This window comes from Bacillus sp. UNC438CL73TsuS30, from assembly GCF_000482325.1.
In the GTDB taxonomy this organism is placed as follows: domain Bacteria; phylum Bacillota; class Bacilli; order Bacillales; family Cytobacillaceae; genus Neobacillus.
This window is the reverse complement of record NZ_AXVA01000005.1, coordinates 413,702-430,068: the sequence shown is the minus strand read 5'-3', so window position 1 is coordinate 430,068 and position 16,367 is coordinate 413,702. Positions and strand designations below refer to the sequence as shown.

The window sequence follows — 16,367 nt, the reverse complement described above, 5'->3', positions numbered from 1 at the left end:
TTAAATCCTGCCCTTTTTCTTTCACTTTTCTGCCACTTTTGTTTGCAACTTAATCTATATTCATTCTGTAGAACAAATCATTATTTGGCTTACCTTCTAAAACTCTGTTCGCAAAATCCCAAGTATCATCACAAGAAGTTTGTTTAACAATTCTTTTTAACACTGCTTCATACCGTTCAACCTTTTCAGCCTGTTCAATTAGCCAATCAACATGTATAAAGCTTGCTGTATATAATTCATTTTGTTTTATCCGTTCAAGGTGGACTTCTTTTATTTTCTCTAACCGTTCGTTCCCAGTCATAATCATTCACTCCTTTTTATATCCAGCCGCGCCCGGTTGCTCTCTTCTTATTCCCATTGAAAAACTTCTTTGCCAGTTGATGCATTTCATCGATTACCGGCTTAGAACGAATGATATCTGAAACATCCTTGCTGATCACTTTCCGGGCTCCAACCTTGTATCCTTTTTTATTCAATTCATCGGCCACCTTGCTCACGCTCTCCAGCTGCACATATAAATAGTTTGCTTCTTGCTCGAATGTTTCTGGCTGGTAGCTCTGGATCTGCTGGATATAATTCCTCAATTCTTTAATTTGTTTCTTTGCCTCTTCGACCTGCATCCCTTGCCATTCCTCACTTTCTTTAATGACTGCAATATAATACATAGACTGTTGCACTCACCTAATTGCTAAATCCCTTGATATCACTGTTTTTGTTTCACTTTTATTTTTGACTGCACTCTTTGTTTTTTTATGATGCAGATTTTAAATCTTTAAAAAAATAAGAGGTTGTTAGCCTCTTAAATTGCCTTATCTCCGTAAGATGAACTAATCAATTTCAATAGCAATATTTTTAATCGAGATAAAAGGTGTTTCACTTTTTAAATGACCATCTATTTTCACCTTTAGCAAATCCTTATTGGACTCTTTGTAAAAAGGATTGCGTTTGAGATTATCTTTTATTTTTTGTTCAAGATTTTCTTTCAAACCTTTTCACTCCTTCTCCGCATTACGAAGCAACCTCTTCTGGAATATCTCCACCTGTTAACTCCCAAGCTTCTTTAAATCCTTCGTACTTTGCAAGTAATAAGTCCTTTTCGTGACCTTCTGCGTACTCAATTTCTACGGTTAATAGCAAAACTTTGTGGACTATTTCTTTCCTTAAAGCTTTCATTTCTTCACTCACTTTTTCCACTCCTCATATGTCACCTTTTCTATCTATTCCTCTTTATTCAAAGCATAAGCTAATGTCCATTGTTCAGGATTCTTGCTTTTTTCAGCTCTTCTTCTTCTGTCTTTAGCTGCATAGGTGTAGATGGTACTAACCTTCACTCCCAGCGTTTCCGCACATTCAACAACATCACCGATACACAATAGGTCCTCACCTTTATATATCGCATACTCTTTCACCGGCCACCCTCCTATTCATCAAATCTTAAACTTAAGCATGGCCTTATCCATTGAATCTTGGTTAATCCCGATATACCTTAATGTGATCTGAGGTGAGCTATGATTAAACATTTCCTGCAGCATGGCCACGTCCTTTGTCTGCTGGTAAAAATGGTACCCAAATGTTTTTCTTAATGTATGAGTGCCAATTTCGCTCAAATTAACCTGCTCTGCTGCTTCTCGAAGGATACGGTAAGCCACAGAACGGTCAATGGCTCTATTGCCGCCTTGACGGCTTTTAATAACATATTCCCGGTCCTTAAGTCTCCTTGCATATTCAATGAGCTCTTTCCGAATATAAGGAGGAATACGAATCCGCTTTTGTTTCCTTGTTTTCATTTCCTTTATGTTGACATGGGTATTTAATAAATCTTCTTTCCTGAGCTGAAGAATATCCGAAATCCTTAAGCCCGTGCTTATCCCAAGCAAGAAGAGGATATAATTCCTCTCGCTCTTGCTTTTCAGATAAGATTTCATTTCATTTACTTTGTCTAGGTCCCGAATAGGCTGTACATAGTTCATTGATTAATCACAACCTGTTCATAGACTTCTATTTTCAGAGCAAAGGCAAGTTTATAAAATGCTCTTGCTTTTAATCTATAATACTTTCTTTCTGACATCCTCATTTCATTGTAAAGCTCATAATCAAATAGTTCCTCGTCTTCCAGGTACCGTTTTATGATTAATTCCCGTTCTTTAAAATTAAGCCGGTTTACAGCCCTACGGATCCATTCGATATAGTTTTCTCTTTCCCTTTCCATATCCACTTTATCAATAGCCGCACTTTCTACAGGTGAGTGAAATTCATTCGTAAATGCAGGAGGTTGTAGCGAATATGATGCCGTGATTTTCGGGACCTTTTCTTCTGTAACAGATAGCAGATACATACGATATTTTTCTAATGCCGCCTCCACTGCTTCTTTTGTTTTCTTTTCGTCAATCTTAGGAAGAATAAATTGTAATTGTTTGCTCACCTAGATACCTCCCGTGGTAAAATAGAATTGTCGAGACATTACCTAGCCGGGAGAAATCCTGGCATTTTTTTATTCGCTCTTCCATCTACTCTCCACAGCTTTTTGACTCCTCCATTTATAATCTTTTGCCGCCCTTGCTTTCCTTGCATTTTCTTGTCTCTGTTCGGTTGAAATTTTATAATCCGGTGAATCAAAGCTAAATCCTGTGCCCTTTGGTTTTTTTATTGGTTTAATGGGATGTTTTTCGATATATGCCAATCGTTCTTCCTCGGTCATTTGCCAGGTTGTTACCTTGCTTATCATGGTTTTCACTCCTCTTCTTCAATAGCCTCCATGTACTTTCCGCAATCTGGACACTTCAATTTTGGGATAATCTCTAATTCAAATCTTGATTGGTTACATTCTTTACAGGTGAATAGGATCATGTTGTTCACCTTCTTTTTTATTTCGTCAAATCTTCGTAGTGTGAACTATCACTCAACACCTTTTAACACTTTATTTATCCAATTAACTCCAGACTGTTCTAAAACCTTATCTATCCTACTCTGTAATTCCTCAACCTTTTCAGCCTGTTCAATTAACCATTTAACATCTTCTAACGAAAGTACTTTATGTGCGTATTCTTTCCCTTCGATTTCCTCACCGTATTTCAAGTTCTTTTTTATAAGTGATAATTCAAACATTATTAACTCCTCCTTATGTCGCTTTATAGATCTAAGATTCATCATCTTCATCATCCAAAGGCACTGTCACTAAAGCGTTCTTTGTGTCTTTCCTTTTGCTTAACCTTCTTTGATAAGCAGCAGACATATAATAAATAATGGTTTCTCTCTGTACCCCTAAAGCTTCTGCACACTCTCTTGCAGTTCCAATCACTAGAAGTTCATCGCCTTTATAAACGGCATATTCCTTTGTCGCTCTTCGTCCCCTTGGCATAAGACACCACCTTACATCCCAAATTTGCTGAGGAAATGCTCCCGAATCTTACCCGCTGTCTTTTCGCCAATCCCCGGCCATTCTTCCAATCCTTCAAGCAATTTAGCCAGGGTATTCATATCCGATTTAAGTTGTTGTTTTACACCCTGATTAAATCCATTGTGCCAAGCTGCCATTAATGCTGGATCTATAGGAGAAGGCTTAACCTTCCCCTTCTTTTTAAGTTGTCGTAATGCTCCACTCATGTCCTCACCCTTTACTGCTACTTATTGAAATACATGCCGGTATTAATAAAAACCACATTGGAATTAAACTTTTGGAAACTACAATTCCAATTGATACAGTGGTTGCTACAGATATCCAAGCTAGTGCATAAGCTGTTGTTACCTTCATAAACTCACCTTTTCATTCAAAATTCCGACCTTCACCCAGTAATTACGCCATGCCAAATCCAGAGCTTTCTTTTCGTTTTCCTTTTCCCGCTGCTTAATTGCCTTTTTAAGCCTTCTTTTTTGCTTTTCTTTGTTTGTCATTCCCGCCACCTACTTTCGGTATTTTTGAACCGCCTAGACGCTTACAATCCGCACCTAAACGACTGGAACACTTTTTATAAAGGGAACACCTTGTCCAACAAATCATTTGTTTATCTTCTGCCTTTACCCATGCTGCTCTGTCGTCTGCGATTATCACTCTTGTCTCCAGATTCCTTCACAGCCTTTCTCGACTTAATTCACCTCAATAAATCCTTTGTATTTGTCATATTTCAACAGAGTAAGAGAATCTAAGTATTTTCGTTCAAACAGTTTCCTTTTGATGGCAAACTCCTTGGTTATCTTCCCTTTTATGTCAACAATCTCTATAGTTCCATCTAAGTTATAAATCTTGAAATCTGCTTTATAATCAATTTTGCGAAATGTTTTCCCGTTCTTTTTAAAAGCTTCCTGTAAGGTAAATTTGGGTTGAAGCTCAAAATCTTTAATTTGCTTTGCTTGCTTTAGCCATTTAAGTTGTTCGTAATATTTGCTTTCAGCTATCGAATCAAAGGTTATTCCGTCCACAATAGCCTTTTTTGCTCCATACTTATTTTTCATCCATTCTGCTCCTAATCAACTCTTTGAGCTTGTATAAAATTGAAGCAAAGGCTTGCTTTTGCTTTTTATCAATCTTTTGCCGCTGCCTCTTCTTCATCGCGTTCCCTCTCCTCAAGTACATGTTCAGCTATCGCAGATGCTACAGCAGCCACATGAATTAATTCTTCATACAAATTGCTTGCGTCCGTAGGTTTGGCATCTTTAGGGAAATGAATTTTATTTATTGCCTGGCAAACTTCTCCGAACTCCTCACCCAATATTCCTAACCACTTGCCCCAATTATGCCGCTGTAAGCCCCAGAGATCGTTTTGTCTTAACCTTTCGTAAAACACATCGAGGTTTACTTGTGTCATTAATTCTTCTAATCTCATATTTTTACTACCTCTCAAAAAATGATTTCACCCATGGTTCCACATTAATTACTTCATTTTTTATTTTTTCTGCCAGTTCCTTAATCTCCCATTGGGCATGAGTTGAAGGATTCCTCTTAGAGTAAAATTCTAGAATGCTCCGTAAATTACCGGTTAAAACTAAATTGCAAGTTGCAGCATTAGGAAGGATATAACGGGCATCTTCTGCCGGTATTCCTGATGCTCTTAATTCGTTGTAAGCATGTTGAATGTTTTCCATCACAATCGTGTAGGTATCATAGGCAAATTGATTTTCAATAATTGTTTTAGGAAAAGTGTAATTAAATCCACCGCTTTTAGATTCGCTTTCCATCTTCACATAACGTTGAGATTGAACGCTGTAAGAGAAATGCCTATGACGTGTTAATTGCGCTAATAATGACCTGGAAACCCCTTCAATTGCGAATGTATAGTTTAGGTGTTCCATTGTTGATGTATGTCCACTATTTATAATGTGACGGATTAACCTGTCCGCTTCCGTTCCTTCTTTTCCGTCCGTTGCCATCCGACCGAAATACTTTTCTCCTTCGGCCTTAATGATTTCAGAAGGTTTTAAATGGCTGTAGCAGGTTCGAATAGCGGTTAAAGCCACTTCCATCCCATTCGGAGTATGTGCGATTAATTTAACTTCCATTGTTCGGGCCTCCTTATTTTCCTGTCCCTTCAATCTTCAAAATTCCAAGAGCTGATTCAACTAAAATCATGGATTCCAATTTCAACGCATTTTCAAGCAATTCAATAACTTTTGCCTTCCGATCCATTTCATTTTGGATATATTTCAATCCATCAGCCATTTCTTCTAAAAACATTTGCATCCAGTCATAATTCATTTCATGCGATAAAGGTTTTTTATATTTTTCAAATCCATAGTCATCTTGAGAAAACATGACTTTTTCTAATGTTTTAAGTGACTTTTGACTGACTTCATGCTTTTTACCAATCACACCAAACCCTCCTTCCGTCTTGCAATCTTGTCGTTCCTGGCTAAATGGATTAAGGCCACTAAAATTTCGTCTGGATCTCGGTCAAAATAATCAGCTATATAGTTTACGCTTAATTCCTTTTCCCACATTTTTTTCAAAGCTTTCAGCTCTGGTTTATCCCACACAAAGTCCATATCCTCACACACAATAATTCTGTTTTGTCTTGGTTCTCGCTGAAAGAATTCTTTTTTTGTTGCTTGTCCCATTAAAACCACCTGTTTGCATCTCGTTCAGCATCAATTTCCCTGAATGCCGCCAATGTATATTCGTATTTAGCTTCATCGTAATCTAACTCTTCCACCGGATGACCTAGCTGTGAATGAGTAACCCCTAATTCTTGCAATCTTTTAATAAAATATTTGTGCATTTTATCTTGGTGAAGTTTCACTTTAATCATTGAGCTATATAAAATACCCATTTTCTTCACCTCACAATTTTTATCCCTTCCGGCTTAACTGCTCTGAATAACACTGGGCACAGATTCCATCAACAGCATATCCGTTAGGCCTTTCACACTTTGGGCAAATTTTGGACTCTGTAATCCAGTGGTGATGACATTCCAAACATTCCATTTTGACTTGTTTTTTTCTTTTATCAGCTACATAACCATTACCGTTACATTGAGGGCATTGCTGGCACATTGTTCGCTTCTCCTTTCAAGCGGACAATTTCTTGTACTAGTAGAAGATTTTCTTCATATACCTTAAAAGTTGTTTTTGCTCGAAGGTGCCGGATATCTTCTATTTGTTTTTTGACTTTTTCGAGAAGAAGTGTTTCCTGAAGTTTGTACTGGTTTACTTCTTTTTGAAGCAGATCGACCATCACATCCATTTGTTCAATATCATCGTTGTAAGATAATTCCCGGTTATGCGCTTCGGTTAATTCTTTTTGTTGCTTTTCAATTACTGCAGCTAAATCCTCAAAAGATTTCTTCATGTTTTCGTATTGAATATTCCGGCCTAAAATCTGACTGATTTTAAACATTAATTCATCCATTTTTTACTTCCTCCCCTTTTCTCATTTCCGCGACCATAAATTTTAATTTATTTATCCGTTCATACCACACTTCATCCGATTCCGGACCACATTCGGGGCAGCAATTAAACTGAATCGAATAGTTGCTTACCTCGTGAATTACGTGGGTCCCATTGCATATTTGGCACATATAGCACCTCACCTTACAGTTTTCGTTTTACGATAATCATCGGTGAATAAATCTATAAATCTTGTACCTTCATACATTCGTGAAAAAGCTCGCTGTCCGACCACTTCTCCTAAATGGGTATCATCCAAATTGGTTGTCCAAATATTTGCCATCCCTAACCGCGCATCAATGATTTCAGTCCAGGTCCGCACAGTCCAACTGACATCGTTTAGCTTTGTTGTTTCAACTCCAACATCATCAATGACAAGGATATCCAGCTTCTTCATTTCCTCGAATACTCGTTCCGCTGATCCGCTATCAAAGGTTGCTTTGATTTTATTAAAAAGCTCTACTGATGAAATAAAACCTACTTTGAACCCTCTGGCTTTTAGGGTCCTGGCCATTGCCTTTGATAAATGAGTTTTGCCTGTGCCGGTACTGCCTGCAATCAATAAATTCTTCTCCATCAATTCATTTTGACTAAAGGCACCAACATAGTTCATTGCCTTCTGCTTTGCATCATGCGTGCATTGATGATCAGTTGGTTGATAATTCTTAAATCCGGACGTGTCCTTTTCGGAAATGTAATACCAATTAGAAACAAGGGCATCTACTCGTTTTTGCATTAATTCTTTGGATGCAGTCCTGCTTAATTCTTCCGTGCCGCAGCCGTTGCATTTTTGTGCGGCCGTAATTTCCTGAACCTTCCCATCTAATTCAAATTCCCAGCCATCTATGGTATCTTTCTGGCATTGAGAACATTTAAATTTTTTTAGGGTAATTGAATCCATTACTACTTTTCCTTTAAGGTCAGGCCGGATATTAAAGAGCATACTTTTCAATCGTGCCGGACCTAATAAATCTGATAAGCTTTGAATGCTTTTTAATATGGTAGCTCCTCCTCCATCCGTTTCATTTTTTCCTGCTCTTCCTTAGTCATTGGCTTAATAGATGCCTGCCGTTGTTTACTTGCTTCACCTTGCTCAAATAAAGATTGCTTAGGTTTATTTCCTCTTCTTTCAAACTCTTTATCTAAGGCTTGTACATCTTCTAAACTACGAACATTTTGATTAACCCAATTCCGTAATATACCCTCTGCATAACTCCATTTCTTTTGCTGGAACAATGCTCGTTTTAAAGCTTCAATTACTATTTCTTCACTCAGATCATTAACCCAATGTTCAATGCTCTCGGCAATGAAAGGATTTAATATTCCGAAATTTTGCTGATAAAAATCATCAGCCGACACACTTTGTTGTTTTTCTTTTTCTTTTTCTTTTTCTTTTTCTTTTTCTTTTTCTTTTTCTTTTTCCCCATAGTCTATGGATATGGTATCGATAGGGTATCCAAAATAATTTGCTTGTTCTAAAAACAAAGAAACAAATTCTTGATTCTTCACCTGCGATAATTCTTTTTTTATACAACTTAATACTTTTGGACTTTTAGTAATGTTGTACTTTGCCCAATTCAAAATGATTATTTCTTTAGTATCCTCGTTATATTTAATAACTTTATGATCATTAATAAATCGTTTTAAAAGGCTGTTGACGGACTCGATTGAATAACCTAAATCAAAAGCCATTTGCTTTTTCGTAATTTGGTATATTCCTATTTGAGTTGTATTCTGATTTGTCAAAAGGTAAAGATAAAAATATTTATCCTCGGGTGTCATTTCTTCGAGCACCTTAGCGTCCTGCCAAAACTCTGTGTGGACAAATCTATATTTTGCCATTGGATTTTCGCCTCTTTTGTAATAAATTGGACATGTCCGTGATACAATAAAAATAAGGTTTTTTCTTTAGGGTCCGATGTTGGTAGCATCGGGCTTTTTATTCCCCCGCGACTTTTCTTGCAGCTCCTAAAAATCCCACTAGGTATGCAATTGCATTTGTTTCCAAAATAATTTCACCATCGTGTTCTAAAATGGTATCCCCCGTAATAATCTCGTCTCCCATTGCATCAATACCGCAATTCTCAGGAATTTCATAAACTTCGTATCCGATATAAAGAGCCCGGATAAGATCGTCCAATTCAACTTTATTTAATGCTTCTTCATCACCTCCAAATAGTTCCCTAACCTTCCAATCGATGATGCTTGCTTTATTGCCATTTGAGCAATTGATGGCGCTTTCTAATGCTGTTGCCTGCTCGTTAGTTAAAAGAACCTTACTCATTCCCTTCACATCCCTTAGATTGAAATCTTTGAAAAGTCATTCCAGCGACAAAAGCGACGATAATCGCTACTAGGAAATTAATTAGCATTAGGCTGTTGCCTCCTTTTGTAATCGGTTTGCGATATACATTTGACCTTTCGGAGTTACATATGGAGTGCGCCATGTAAATGCTTCTCCATTCGGTTTTTGTTTAACACCTTGAGCGATTTCAAAATATCCACTCTCAACAGCTTTCTGGGTTGGTTCCGTAGAAGATTTAAAAACTAATCCCCATTCACGTAATTTGATGAATAATCTATTTTGACCAGTTTCAATCCCGTGACTAACCATCATCTTTGCTAATTCCCCAACTTTTATTGATTCAGTGGATTGCATGCAGATCCTAGCGAATGAAACCAATGGTTGCTGCTCTTCAAGTTGTTTTTGCTGTGCTGCGATGATTTGATTTTTCTTTTCTATGGATTTTTGGGCCACTAACACGGCTCTTGCTAAAATATCCTCGTCGGTATCATCTTCATTGGTTGCTATGTAGCCGCCATTTTTTCGAATGGATGGAATAACATCGATGGCTAACCAATCTTGGAATTTTTCTGCAATTTCGTTATTCGCTTTGAAAGCTAACTTATAAACAAGTGGTTCTGGAATGAAATCGCCTTTCGCCACAAGTGGCGAATTTTTCGGAAGGTATTCGTTTACACGATTCCATCTAACGTACTCTTTGTTATTTTTTGTATCGGTTATCCCCAAACATTTAGCTACCTGTTCTACATCGAAAACAAATTCCCCATTATCTAATTTGACAGCAACTTCAAACAATTCATTTTTGAATATTTGAAGCTCATTCATTTTCATCACCCTCCGGGAGAATTTGCTGCATCGCTTTAATCATTTCTTTTAATTCATCAACTAATGGATACACTTCAATAATGTTTTTCTCTTTATAAACAGAAATCTCAGGTATAGATTGTTCGTCATCAACACACAATTCTTTTAACCGCAAAATCACAATTCCGGTATCAGGATCACTTTCTAGTTCAAATCCAATATGTTCAAAAACCAATTTAATTTCTTTTCTGTAAAATTCCATTTCTTCAGCTCCTATTCATCTATTAATCTTTTATTACTTTTTTTCATCGTCAATTTGCGCAACGATGGTAAAAAGAGAAGCCTGGTTAGGCTTTTTTCAAGCTATTCATTGCTACAATTAATTCTTCAGTATCGCTTAGAGATAAAATGTATTTATTTTCAATTCTTTTCTTAGGTAAATATATTTCGCATATCCACGTATAATTGGAAGTTAAGAACACAATTACAGGAAAAACTTTTGATTCATTAAGTACTTTAATCTTCCAAGTGCCGTGATTATCTTTTTCTGCTTGCTCAATTCGTTGGGATAAAAATTCAACAAGTTCCTCGCCATACTTTTCTTCCAGCTCCTGAAGGTTTACCTCGTTCATTTATTTCACCTCCCAAAATTTGTATGAAGTGTTTTTCTAAAAATCCCCTCTCCCCACAACGTTAAAATTAGGCACCTTTACATTTATTGTTTAATTGCTCCCGAATGATTTTCTCTGTTGTGGGCCGGATCAGCTGAAGTAAAAGTTTTGCCGTTTCTTTTGATGGTTGATTCACTTTGTCACCCCCTCTATGTAACTTAAAGTTACCATTTAAGCTAAAAAAATATCATCGATCTTTACATTTAATTTTTTTGCAATTGCAGATAATACTTTTAAACTACATACACCACCATTTTCAATCTTAGAAACATAGTTCCTTGTGATGCCAACCGCAGCAGCCAGTTCTTCTTGTGTTAATTTAGCTTCTTTTCTTATTTTCGCTAATTGGTTTTTCATCCAAACACCTCCTTGTTTGGTAACTCAACGTTACTGTAACCTTATGTTACCATCATAGGTAACTACAGGTCAACAACTTTTTGTTAAAAAATCATTAATTTTTCTATAAATGTTTACTGATAGTTACGTTTTATGTAAAATAAGGTTTGGAAGGGGGTTAAAAAGTGACCGATCAAAATGATTTACAATTAGAAATTGGTCTAAAGATAAATAAGTTAAGAACAGAGAAAAAGTTATCTATGAGAGAGTTGGGGGAAAAGATCGGAGTATCCCATGCCCACATTTCCAAGCTGGAAAAAGGAATCAATGCACCTTCTGTGGATTTATTGGAGAAAATAGCACAATGTTTTGATATAGATGTTTCGTATTTCTTCTCAAAGGATGACCTTTTTGACGAAAACGAAAATAAACTAATATACGAAAGAAACTTATCCTTAGAATCATTAAAAGACAAATACAACTTAGAAGTAGACGGAAAACCCGCAACAGATGAAGAGATAAAGGAAATGATTAAACACGTTAAGCTTTATCGTATTATGAAACAAATGGAAGGCTCCTAATCAGGCGCCTTTCTCTATTTCATTTTCTTTATCTTTTAAAGATTGTTTGATTTTTTCAATTAATTCCGCGACATCGACAGTTTTTTTCATTAAATGACCCCCATAGTGGAGAACGTGTGTTCTTGTTTTTTATTATAATACAATTGAATTTAGAACAAAAGTAATATTTTTTTACCTACATATAGTATTTTTTTACCAATGGAGGTGAAAGCTGGTTGTTTAAAATCGGCAAGTGTTTACTTGCTGATCGATTAAAAAAAGCAGATTTAACGCAAATTGAATTATCTGAAATGACAAAGATACCTAAATCTACAATATCTGAATATGTAAACAATAAACATACTATGTCATTAATAACAGCTAAATCCATTGCATACGCGTTAAATTGCAGCATCGATGATTTATACGAGTGGAAATCGGTCAGAGGCGCTAAAAGCCGCAAATAAGCGGTGCGTCTGCTGAATAGTTCGCACTTGTCGAACTTCCACTCAAAAAAAATAACCTTTTCGACTTAACCATTTTGGAACCCCTATTTAAAAAAATAAACTATTCCTCAGGTACAATTAAAATTCCTGTATCTTTCAAGTTAAGCAAGAAGATTTCCGACGCTCGTTCGTCGTTATACCCCGAATGATACTTTACCTTCCATCCTCGTGGATCTGTTAAAGAAAAAATATTTTTCTCTTCATCCCACTCAATCACACCAAGTTCCACCAATTGCGTTAATTCGCTCCTGGCTTTGATTTTTGATATCCCTGCAATTTCCCAGTCGCGCATTTTTGGAATGATGGCTTTTTCTTTACCAATATAAAAAGAAAGGGAAAGGATCATAGAAATAATGTTCATTTGTCTTTTGGTAAAATTCCGTCTAAGAACTTCCATCCTTATAAACATTTCTTGATTCGATAAACAGGGTTGTTCAAATTTCTTTTTTCCTATTAAGGGAAGGACTTTAGAGTAAAACGATTCAAGTCGTTTGTGAAAATATTTAGCATACGGCATGGCATTTCTCCTAAAATGTAAACTATTTGTAACGCAACTGTAATTATATACAATATATCCAATAAAGTGGTAGTTGTTTTTTAAATTTATTCTTAGGAAATATATTACATTCACAAAATTGTAACTAATTGTTACTATTATGGTGACTAAGTTTAAAGTAGGTGCAATTATGAAAGTCGCAATTTATATAAGGGTATCAACGGAGGAACAAGCTGAAGAAGGTTATTCCATTGCAGCTCAACGTGCCCGATTAGAGGCATACGCGCTTTCTCAGGGGTGGGAAATCGTTCAGTGGTATGTAGACGAAGGAGAAAGCGCAAAGGACTTAAATAGAACGGATTTAAAGCGCATGTTAAAGGCTCTTGAACAAGGTGTTTTTAATTGCGTTCTTGTTTATCGATTGGATAGGCTTACCCGGTCTGTATTGGACTTATATAAGCTTCTGAATATGTTTGATAAATACGATGTAAAGTTTAAATCAGCTACAGAAGTATACGACACAACAACCGCAATCGGGCGTTTATTTATTACCCTTGTTGCCGCCTTAGCACAATGGGAAAGGGAAAACCTCGGAGAACGTGTAAGAATGGGGATGCAGCAAAAAGCAAAAGAAGGCAAATGGACCGTCAGCCTGCCACCATTAGGGTATGAATCTAATGACTCTACCCTAATGATCAACCACCAGGAAGCTGCCATTGTCAAAGAAATATACCGTCTTTATCTATCTGGAATGGGTATGTGGAAGATTGCTAAAAATCTTAACGAAAGAGGTATTCACCCTAGAAGTGGCAAAGCATGGGGGATGAATCCTATCCAATATATTTTGAAAAATCCTATTTATATGGGTACTAGTCGCTACAATTACCGGGTGAATAAGGACCAATATTTTGAAGTGGAAGGGGTAGCCCCGGCCATCATTCCAGAAGAGGAATTCAATTTAGTTCAACAAACAATTGAATCCAGAAAAGATATTCATCCACGGCAGGCCACCTCAAAACATATTTTTAGCAAGGTGTTAAAGTGTGGCCGCTGTGGTTCGAGACTTATCGGTAAGAGTTCTCACACGAAAAGGGGGGAAAAAGTATATTACTCCTATAACTATTATTGTCCGAATAAGCCGAGAGGACTTTGCGATTTGCCGAATATCAGTCAAAATTTATTCGAGCAAAAGTTTATTCAAATGTTAAGCAAGTGGGATTTTACCAAGGAAGCCGATGAACTAGCGCAAAATGAAGCTACTGCCGCTGTTGAAGATCACACCGAAACTATCAAGGAAATAGAGCAGGAATTAAACGGAATTGAAAAAAGGCGCTCCAAATGGCAGTATGCTTGGGTGAATGAAATGATTACCGATGGGGATTTTCAGAAGCGCATGAAAGAGGAAGAGGAAAAAGAAAAGATGCTTCGAAAAGAGTTAGAAGGATTAACTCCAAAAGAAGCACCTTTGCAGGATAGCGATATATCGGAAATATGGACGGATTTAAAATTGAATTGGCAGTACATGACCATTGAACAGAAGAAACAATTTGTTTTGATTGCTTTAGATTTTATAACCGTGGACAAAATAAATAAGGATAAGACACCGGACTCTGTCGAAATAAAAGAGGTTAGATTTAACTAACCTCTTTTTGTATGCGCCTATTATAAGGACAAGATGGCCAGTAAGCGCAGCTCGAACAGCAATTTTTGCGGTTTCACTATCCCTTATTTCCCCCACCATAATGATATCCGGATCATGCCGCAAAATAGCTTTTAATCCGGTGGCATAGGTGACCCCCGCTTTTTCATTTACTTGGACCTGCAGGACGGAATCATAATTCTTTTCGATAGGATCTTCTAGTGTAATAACGTTCCGATGGAATAAGTGTGCAGTTTCATTGAGGAGTGAATATAAGGTAGTGGTCTTCCCACTGCCGGTTGGCCCGGTAAATATAATTAAGCCATGAGCGTGTTTAAGAAGAGCAAGTAATTTTCTTGTCATTGAAGGGAATAAGGAAAGCTGGTGAAATGGAATCTGTTCTTGTTGAGGTAAAAGCCGGATAACAAGGCTTTCTCGATTGTTTGAAGGCAGGGTAGATAATCTGAGCCCCATCAATTGACCGTTGACATCGCAAAAAATTGAACCGCTTTGCGGGCGTCTTCTTTCCCCAATATCCATGTTTGCGGTAAATTTAAAATGTGAAATTAATTTGTCGCATTCTTCTTTTGGAAGGGATAACCGAGGAATAAGTTTATTCGTAAGGCGGATTTGAACGAGTGTATCATTCTTTCTCGGAATGATATGAATATCAGTTGCTTGGTTTCGAGTGGCATCTTTAATAATTCGATTGGCTAAAATTTCGATAGCGCTGACAATGAGAATAACCTCCTTTTGGTATTACTACTGACAGAATACAACATGTTTCAGCAGGATTCCCCCTTATTTATAATTTGTTAACCATTATTAGAATAACTCAATAGACACCATTCAGGTACAAGAATTTCGAGCTAAATATTACAAATTTTTGACGATAATTGTGAACATTTTCTAAACTTATAGTGTTTATGATGTTAACCTCATTCCCATGTTAATATCGCTGTATTATAATGAGTGTAAATTATGGGGGTTCGAGGTGAAACCAGATGGAACAAACGTTAAAAATAACAAATGTTTTATCAGATCCAACGCGTTATTATATTTATCAATACATTACAAAAAGGCACCAAGAGGTAACTGTCCAAGAGGTCGCTGAAAATTTTGATATCCATCCCAATGTGGCAAGATTGCATCTCTCCAAGCTCGAAGATGTAAACATGTTAATTTCTGAAACAAAGAAAACAGGTAAGGGCGGCCGTCCTAGCCGGTTGTACCGCTTATCAGATGATGTGATTCAACTGCATTTTCCATTCCGCGATTATATGCTGTTATCTAAAGTGGCGATTCAGACCATGCTAACACTTGGTGAGGAAGGAAAAAAAGCATTATATATAACAGGAAAACGTTTTGGAACTGAAATTATAGAACAAGAAATGGCAAAAAGATCATTCGGTGATGAATTAGATTTTAACGAAAAGCTAAATATATTAAAGAGTGCATCAACACTTGCAGGCTTTTATCCGGAATTTGATGTAAACGGGGATCAAACCAAAATCTATTTTCAGATTTATAATTGCCCATTTAAAGAAGTGGCAGAGGAACACGAAACCGTTTGCAGTATGCATCGTGAATTTCTTAAGGGGATGTTTGAGGTCTTATTCTCTACAGTGGAGTTGATTGAAAAAGAGAATATGTTTAATGGCTGTGAAACATGTTCCTACCAAGCATTCGTCACAAACTAATACGAAACCATTATTTACATTACCCTAACTTTTACCTTATAATATTGTAATGATGGTATTCGTAGGGTAAAAGGAGGGATACATATGGATCGCATGTTCAGAGTATTGGGTTTCTGGACGGGTATTTTTACCGTTATGTTTTATCTAGGAGATTTGGATAAAACGGCAATGTTATTTTTAGCCCAAACAGGATTCTTCGTTCTGCTCAGCTATCTAAAACTATCCGAACGTATGTACATGTACGTTTTCGGAGCATATTTAACCATTTTCTTTGCAGGTTTCACTTATTGGACAACTTTCATGATGCCTCTAGGTGCAGCAGAATAAGAAATAAAAACACTGGAAATGCCTCCAGTGTTTTTTTCTTTAGGCTGTGTTAAACTTGGATGTTGATTTCCGCTCCAGGATGCTCGCTTTCCGCGGGGCGGGCGGTGAGCCTCCTCGGCGCGCTTTAGCGCCTGTGGGGTCTCACCT

General features: G+C 36.9%; 31 protein-coding genes and 2 pseudogenes. 5 read left to right on the top strand and 28 right to left on the bottom strand.

The window, feature by feature from the left end; all coding sequences use genetic code 11:
• Window positions 1-49: 49 nt before the first annotated feature.
• From M028_RS0102430 to M028_RS0102270, 26 genes and pseudogenes are all read right to left on the bottom strand, one after another.
• Window positions 50-301, bottom strand: coding sequence for a hypothetical protein (locus M028_RS0102430; protein ID WP_026572489.1), 252 nt, complete (start codon window positions 299-301; stop codon window positions 50-52).
• A gap of 16 nt (window positions 302-317) precedes the next feature.
• Entirely contained in the window at window positions 318-677 is a 360-nt protein-coding gene (locus M028_RS0102425; RefSeq protein WP_231510752.1) for a hypothetical protein, read from the bottom strand.
• Window positions 678-827: 150 nt separating this feature from the next.
• Complete coding sequence (locus tag M028_RS32535) at window positions 828-986, bottom strand: hypothetical protein (RefSeq protein WP_155925403.1); 159 nt, start codon at window positions 984-986, stop codon at window positions 828-830.
• Between the two features lie 22 nt (window positions 987-1,008).
• A complete protein-coding gene (locus M028_RS32530) occupies window positions 1,009-1,185 on the bottom strand; it encodes a hypothetical protein (RefSeq protein ID WP_155925401.1) in 177 nt (58 codons plus the stop codon).
• A 32-nt stretch (window positions 1,186-1,217) separates the two neighbouring features.
• Window positions 1,218-1,409 (bottom strand): hypothetical protein, encoded by a 192-nt coding sequence (locus M028_RS29285; RefSeq protein ID WP_035423609.1) that lies wholly within the window; start codon window positions 1,407-1,409, stop codon window positions 1,218-1,220.
• An 18-nt stretch (window positions 1,410-1,427) separates the two neighbouring features.
• Entirely contained in the window at window positions 1,428-1,970 is a 543-nt protein-coding gene (locus M028_RS0102405; protein ID WP_026572487.1) for a site-specific integrase, read from the bottom strand.
• The gene (locus M028_RS0102400; protein WP_026572486.1) at window positions 1,967-2,422 is read right to left on the bottom strand and encodes an ArpU family phage packaging/lysis transcriptional regulator; all 456 of its coding nucleotides are present in this window, start codon (window positions 2,420-2,422) and stop codon (window positions 1,967-1,969) included. Before M028_RS0102400 ends, M028_RS0102405 begins: the two co-directional genes overlap by 4 nt.
• Window positions 2,423-2,491: 69 nt before the next feature.
• Entirely contained in the window at window positions 2,492-2,725 is a 234-nt protein-coding gene (locus tag M028_RS29280) for a hypothetical protein (RefSeq protein ID WP_035423608.1), read from the bottom strand.
• A 170-nt stretch (window positions 2,726-2,895) separates the two neighbouring features.
• Complete coding sequence (locus M028_RS0102385) at window positions 2,896-3,105, bottom strand: hypothetical protein (protein ID WP_026572485.1); 210 nt, start codon at window positions 3,103-3,105, stop codon at window positions 2,896-2,898.
• A 31-nt stretch (window positions 3,106-3,136) separates the two neighbouring features.
• On the bottom strand, window positions 3,137-3,358 hold the full coding sequence (locus tag M028_RS0102380; protein WP_026572484.1) for a hypothetical protein: 222 nt from the start codon (window positions 3,356-3,358) through the stop codon (window positions 3,137-3,139).
• Between the two features lie 11 nt (window positions 3,359-3,369).
• On the bottom strand, window positions 3,370-3,603 hold the full coding sequence (locus M028_RS0102375; RefSeq protein WP_026572483.1) for a helix-hairpin-helix domain-containing protein: 234 nt from the start codon (window positions 3,601-3,603) through the stop codon (window positions 3,370-3,372).
• A gap of 144 nt (window positions 3,604-3,747) precedes the next feature.
• A complete protein-coding gene (locus tag M028_RS32525) occupies window positions 3,748-3,891 on the bottom strand; it encodes a DUF3983 domain-containing protein (RefSeq protein ID WP_155925399.1) in 144 nt (47 codons plus the stop codon).
• A 110-nt stretch (window positions 3,892-4,001) separates the two neighbouring features.
• A pseudogene (locus M028_RS29270) lies at window positions 4,002-4,449 on the bottom strand (DUF1064 domain-containing protein).
• 68 nt (window positions 4,450-4,517) lie between these two features.
• Complete coding sequence (locus tag M028_RS29265; protein ID WP_051590892.1) at window positions 4,518-4,820, bottom strand: MazG-like family protein; 303 nt, start codon at window positions 4,818-4,820, stop codon at window positions 4,518-4,520.
• 7 nt (window positions 4,821-4,827) lie between these two features.
• A complete protein-coding gene (gene thyX / locus M028_RS29260) occupies window positions 4,828-5,493 on the bottom strand; it encodes an FAD-dependent thymidylate synthase (RefSeq protein WP_051590891.1) in 666 nt (221 codons plus the stop codon).
• A 13-nt stretch (window positions 5,494-5,506) separates the two neighbouring features.
• Window positions 5,507-5,803, bottom strand: coding sequence for a hypothetical protein (locus tag M028_RS0102335; RefSeq protein WP_026572482.1), 297 nt, complete (start codon window positions 5,801-5,803; stop codon window positions 5,507-5,509).
• Entirely contained in the window at window positions 5,800-6,048 is a 249-nt protein-coding gene (locus tag M028_RS0102330) for a hypothetical protein (RefSeq protein WP_026572481.1), read from the bottom strand. Before M028_RS0102330 ends, M028_RS0102335 begins: the two co-directional genes overlap by 4 nt.
• Window positions 6,048-6,260 carry a hypothetical protein gene (locus M028_RS0102325; RefSeq protein WP_026572480.1) on the bottom strand — a complete coding sequence of 71 codons (213 nt, stop codon included), beginning with the start codon at window positions 6,258-6,260 and terminating at the stop codon, window positions 6,048-6,050. Before M028_RS0102325 ends, M028_RS0102330 begins: the two co-directional genes overlap by 1 nt.
• Before the next feature lie 197 nt (window positions 6,261-6,457).
• Window positions 6,458-6,838 (bottom strand): hypothetical protein, encoded by a 381-nt coding sequence (locus M028_RS0102320; RefSeq protein ID WP_026572479.1) that lies wholly within the window; start codon window positions 6,836-6,838, stop codon window positions 6,458-6,460.
• Window positions 6,839-7,015: 177 nt separating this feature from the next.
• Complete coding sequence (locus M028_RS0102310; RefSeq protein WP_026572478.1) at window positions 7,016-7,777, bottom strand: ATP-binding protein; 762 nt, start codon at window positions 7,775-7,777, stop codon at window positions 7,016-7,018.
• Between the two features lie 92 nt (window positions 7,778-7,869).
• Window positions 7,870-8,718 (bottom strand): DnaD domain-containing protein, encoded by an 849-nt coding sequence (locus M028_RS29255; RefSeq protein WP_035423604.1) that lies wholly within the window; start codon window positions 8,716-8,718, stop codon window positions 7,870-7,872.
• 97 nt (window positions 8,719-8,815) lie between these two features.
• Window positions 8,816-9,160, bottom strand: a complete 345-nt coding sequence (locus M028_RS32520) for a YqaI family protein (protein ID WP_035423602.1) — start codon at window positions 9,158-9,160, stop codon at window positions 8,816-8,818.
• A gap of 87 nt (window positions 9,161-9,247) precedes the next feature.
• Window positions 9,248-10,006 carry a phage antirepressor KilAC domain-containing protein gene (locus M028_RS0102290; protein ID WP_026572476.1) on the bottom strand — a complete coding sequence of 253 codons (759 nt, stop codon included), beginning with the start codon at window positions 10,004-10,006 and terminating at the stop codon, window positions 9,248-9,250.
• Entirely contained in the window at window positions 9,999-10,247 is a 249-nt protein-coding gene (locus M028_RS0102285; protein WP_026572475.1) for a hypothetical protein, read from the bottom strand. The genes M028_RS0102290 and M028_RS0102285 overlap by 8 nt, the downstream gene beginning before the upstream one ends.
• Before the next feature lie 85 nt (window positions 10,248-10,332).
• Window positions 10,333-10,617 (bottom strand): hypothetical protein, encoded by a 285-nt coding sequence (locus M028_RS0102280; RefSeq protein WP_026572474.1) that lies wholly within the window; start codon window positions 10,615-10,617, stop codon window positions 10,333-10,335.
• A 210-nt stretch (window positions 10,618-10,827) separates the two neighbouring features.
• Window positions 10,828-11,013 carry a helix-turn-helix transcriptional regulator gene (locus M028_RS0102270; protein ID WP_026572473.1) on the bottom strand — a complete coding sequence of 62 codons (186 nt, stop codon included), beginning with the start codon at window positions 11,011-11,013 and terminating at the stop codon, window positions 10,828-10,830.
• Window positions 11,014-11,177: 164 nt separating this feature from the next.
• Between M028_RS0102270 and M028_RS31830 the strand changes: the two genes are divergently transcribed.
• Together M028_RS31830 and M028_RS0102255 are read left to right on the top strand one after the other, a co-directional pair.
• Window positions 11,178-11,573: a helix-turn-helix domain-containing protein gene (locus M028_RS31830; RefSeq protein WP_026572472.1), complete on the top strand. Its 396-nt coding sequence runs from the start codon at window positions 11,178-11,180 to the stop codon at window positions 11,571-11,573.
• A gap of 215 nt (window positions 11,574-11,788) precedes the next feature.
• Window positions 11,789-12,019 carry a helix-turn-helix transcriptional regulator gene (locus tag M028_RS0102255; protein ID WP_026572471.1) on the top strand — a complete coding sequence of 77 codons (231 nt, stop codon included), beginning with the start codon at window positions 11,789-11,791 and terminating at the stop codon, window positions 12,017-12,019.
• 100 nt (window positions 12,020-12,119) lie between these two features.
• Here the strand turns inward: M028_RS0102255 and M028_RS31375 are convergent, their stop codons facing one another.
• Window positions 12,120-12,575 carry a replication protein gene (locus M028_RS31375; protein ID WP_026572470.1) on the bottom strand — a complete coding sequence of 152 codons (456 nt, stop codon included), beginning with the start codon at window positions 12,573-12,575 and terminating at the stop codon, window positions 12,120-12,122.
• Between the two features lie 169 nt (window positions 12,576-12,744).
• Here M028_RS31375 and M028_RS0102245 point away from each other — a divergent pair, with 169 nt between their 5' ends.
• Entirely contained in the window at window positions 12,745-14,196 is a 1,452-nt protein-coding gene (locus M028_RS0102245; RefSeq protein ID WP_026572469.1) for a recombinase family protein, read from the top strand.
• A 24-nt stretch (window positions 14,197-14,220) separates the two neighbouring features.
• On the opposite strand, the pseudogene comGA reads toward M028_RS0102245, so the two are convergent.
• A pseudogene (gene comGA, locus M028_RS31825) lies at window positions 14,221-14,937 on the bottom strand (competence type IV pilus ATPase ComGA); the annotation flags it as partial.
• 260 nt (window positions 14,938-15,197) lie between these two features.
• Between comGA and M028_RS0102235 the strand changes: the two are divergent.
• Together M028_RS0102235 and M028_RS0102230 are read left to right on the top strand one after the other, a co-directional pair.
• Complete coding sequence (locus M028_RS0102235; protein ID WP_026572468.1) at window positions 15,198-15,893, top strand: helix-turn-helix transcriptional regulator; 696 nt, start codon at window positions 15,198-15,200, stop codon at window positions 15,891-15,893.
• Window positions 15,894-15,977: 84 nt separating this feature from the next.
• Complete coding sequence (locus M028_RS0102230; protein ID WP_026572467.1) at window positions 15,978-16,220, top strand: DUF2626 domain-containing protein; 243 nt, start codon at window positions 15,978-15,980, stop codon at window positions 16,218-16,220.
• The last annotated feature ends 147 nt before the right edge of the window (window positions 16,221-16,367 follow it).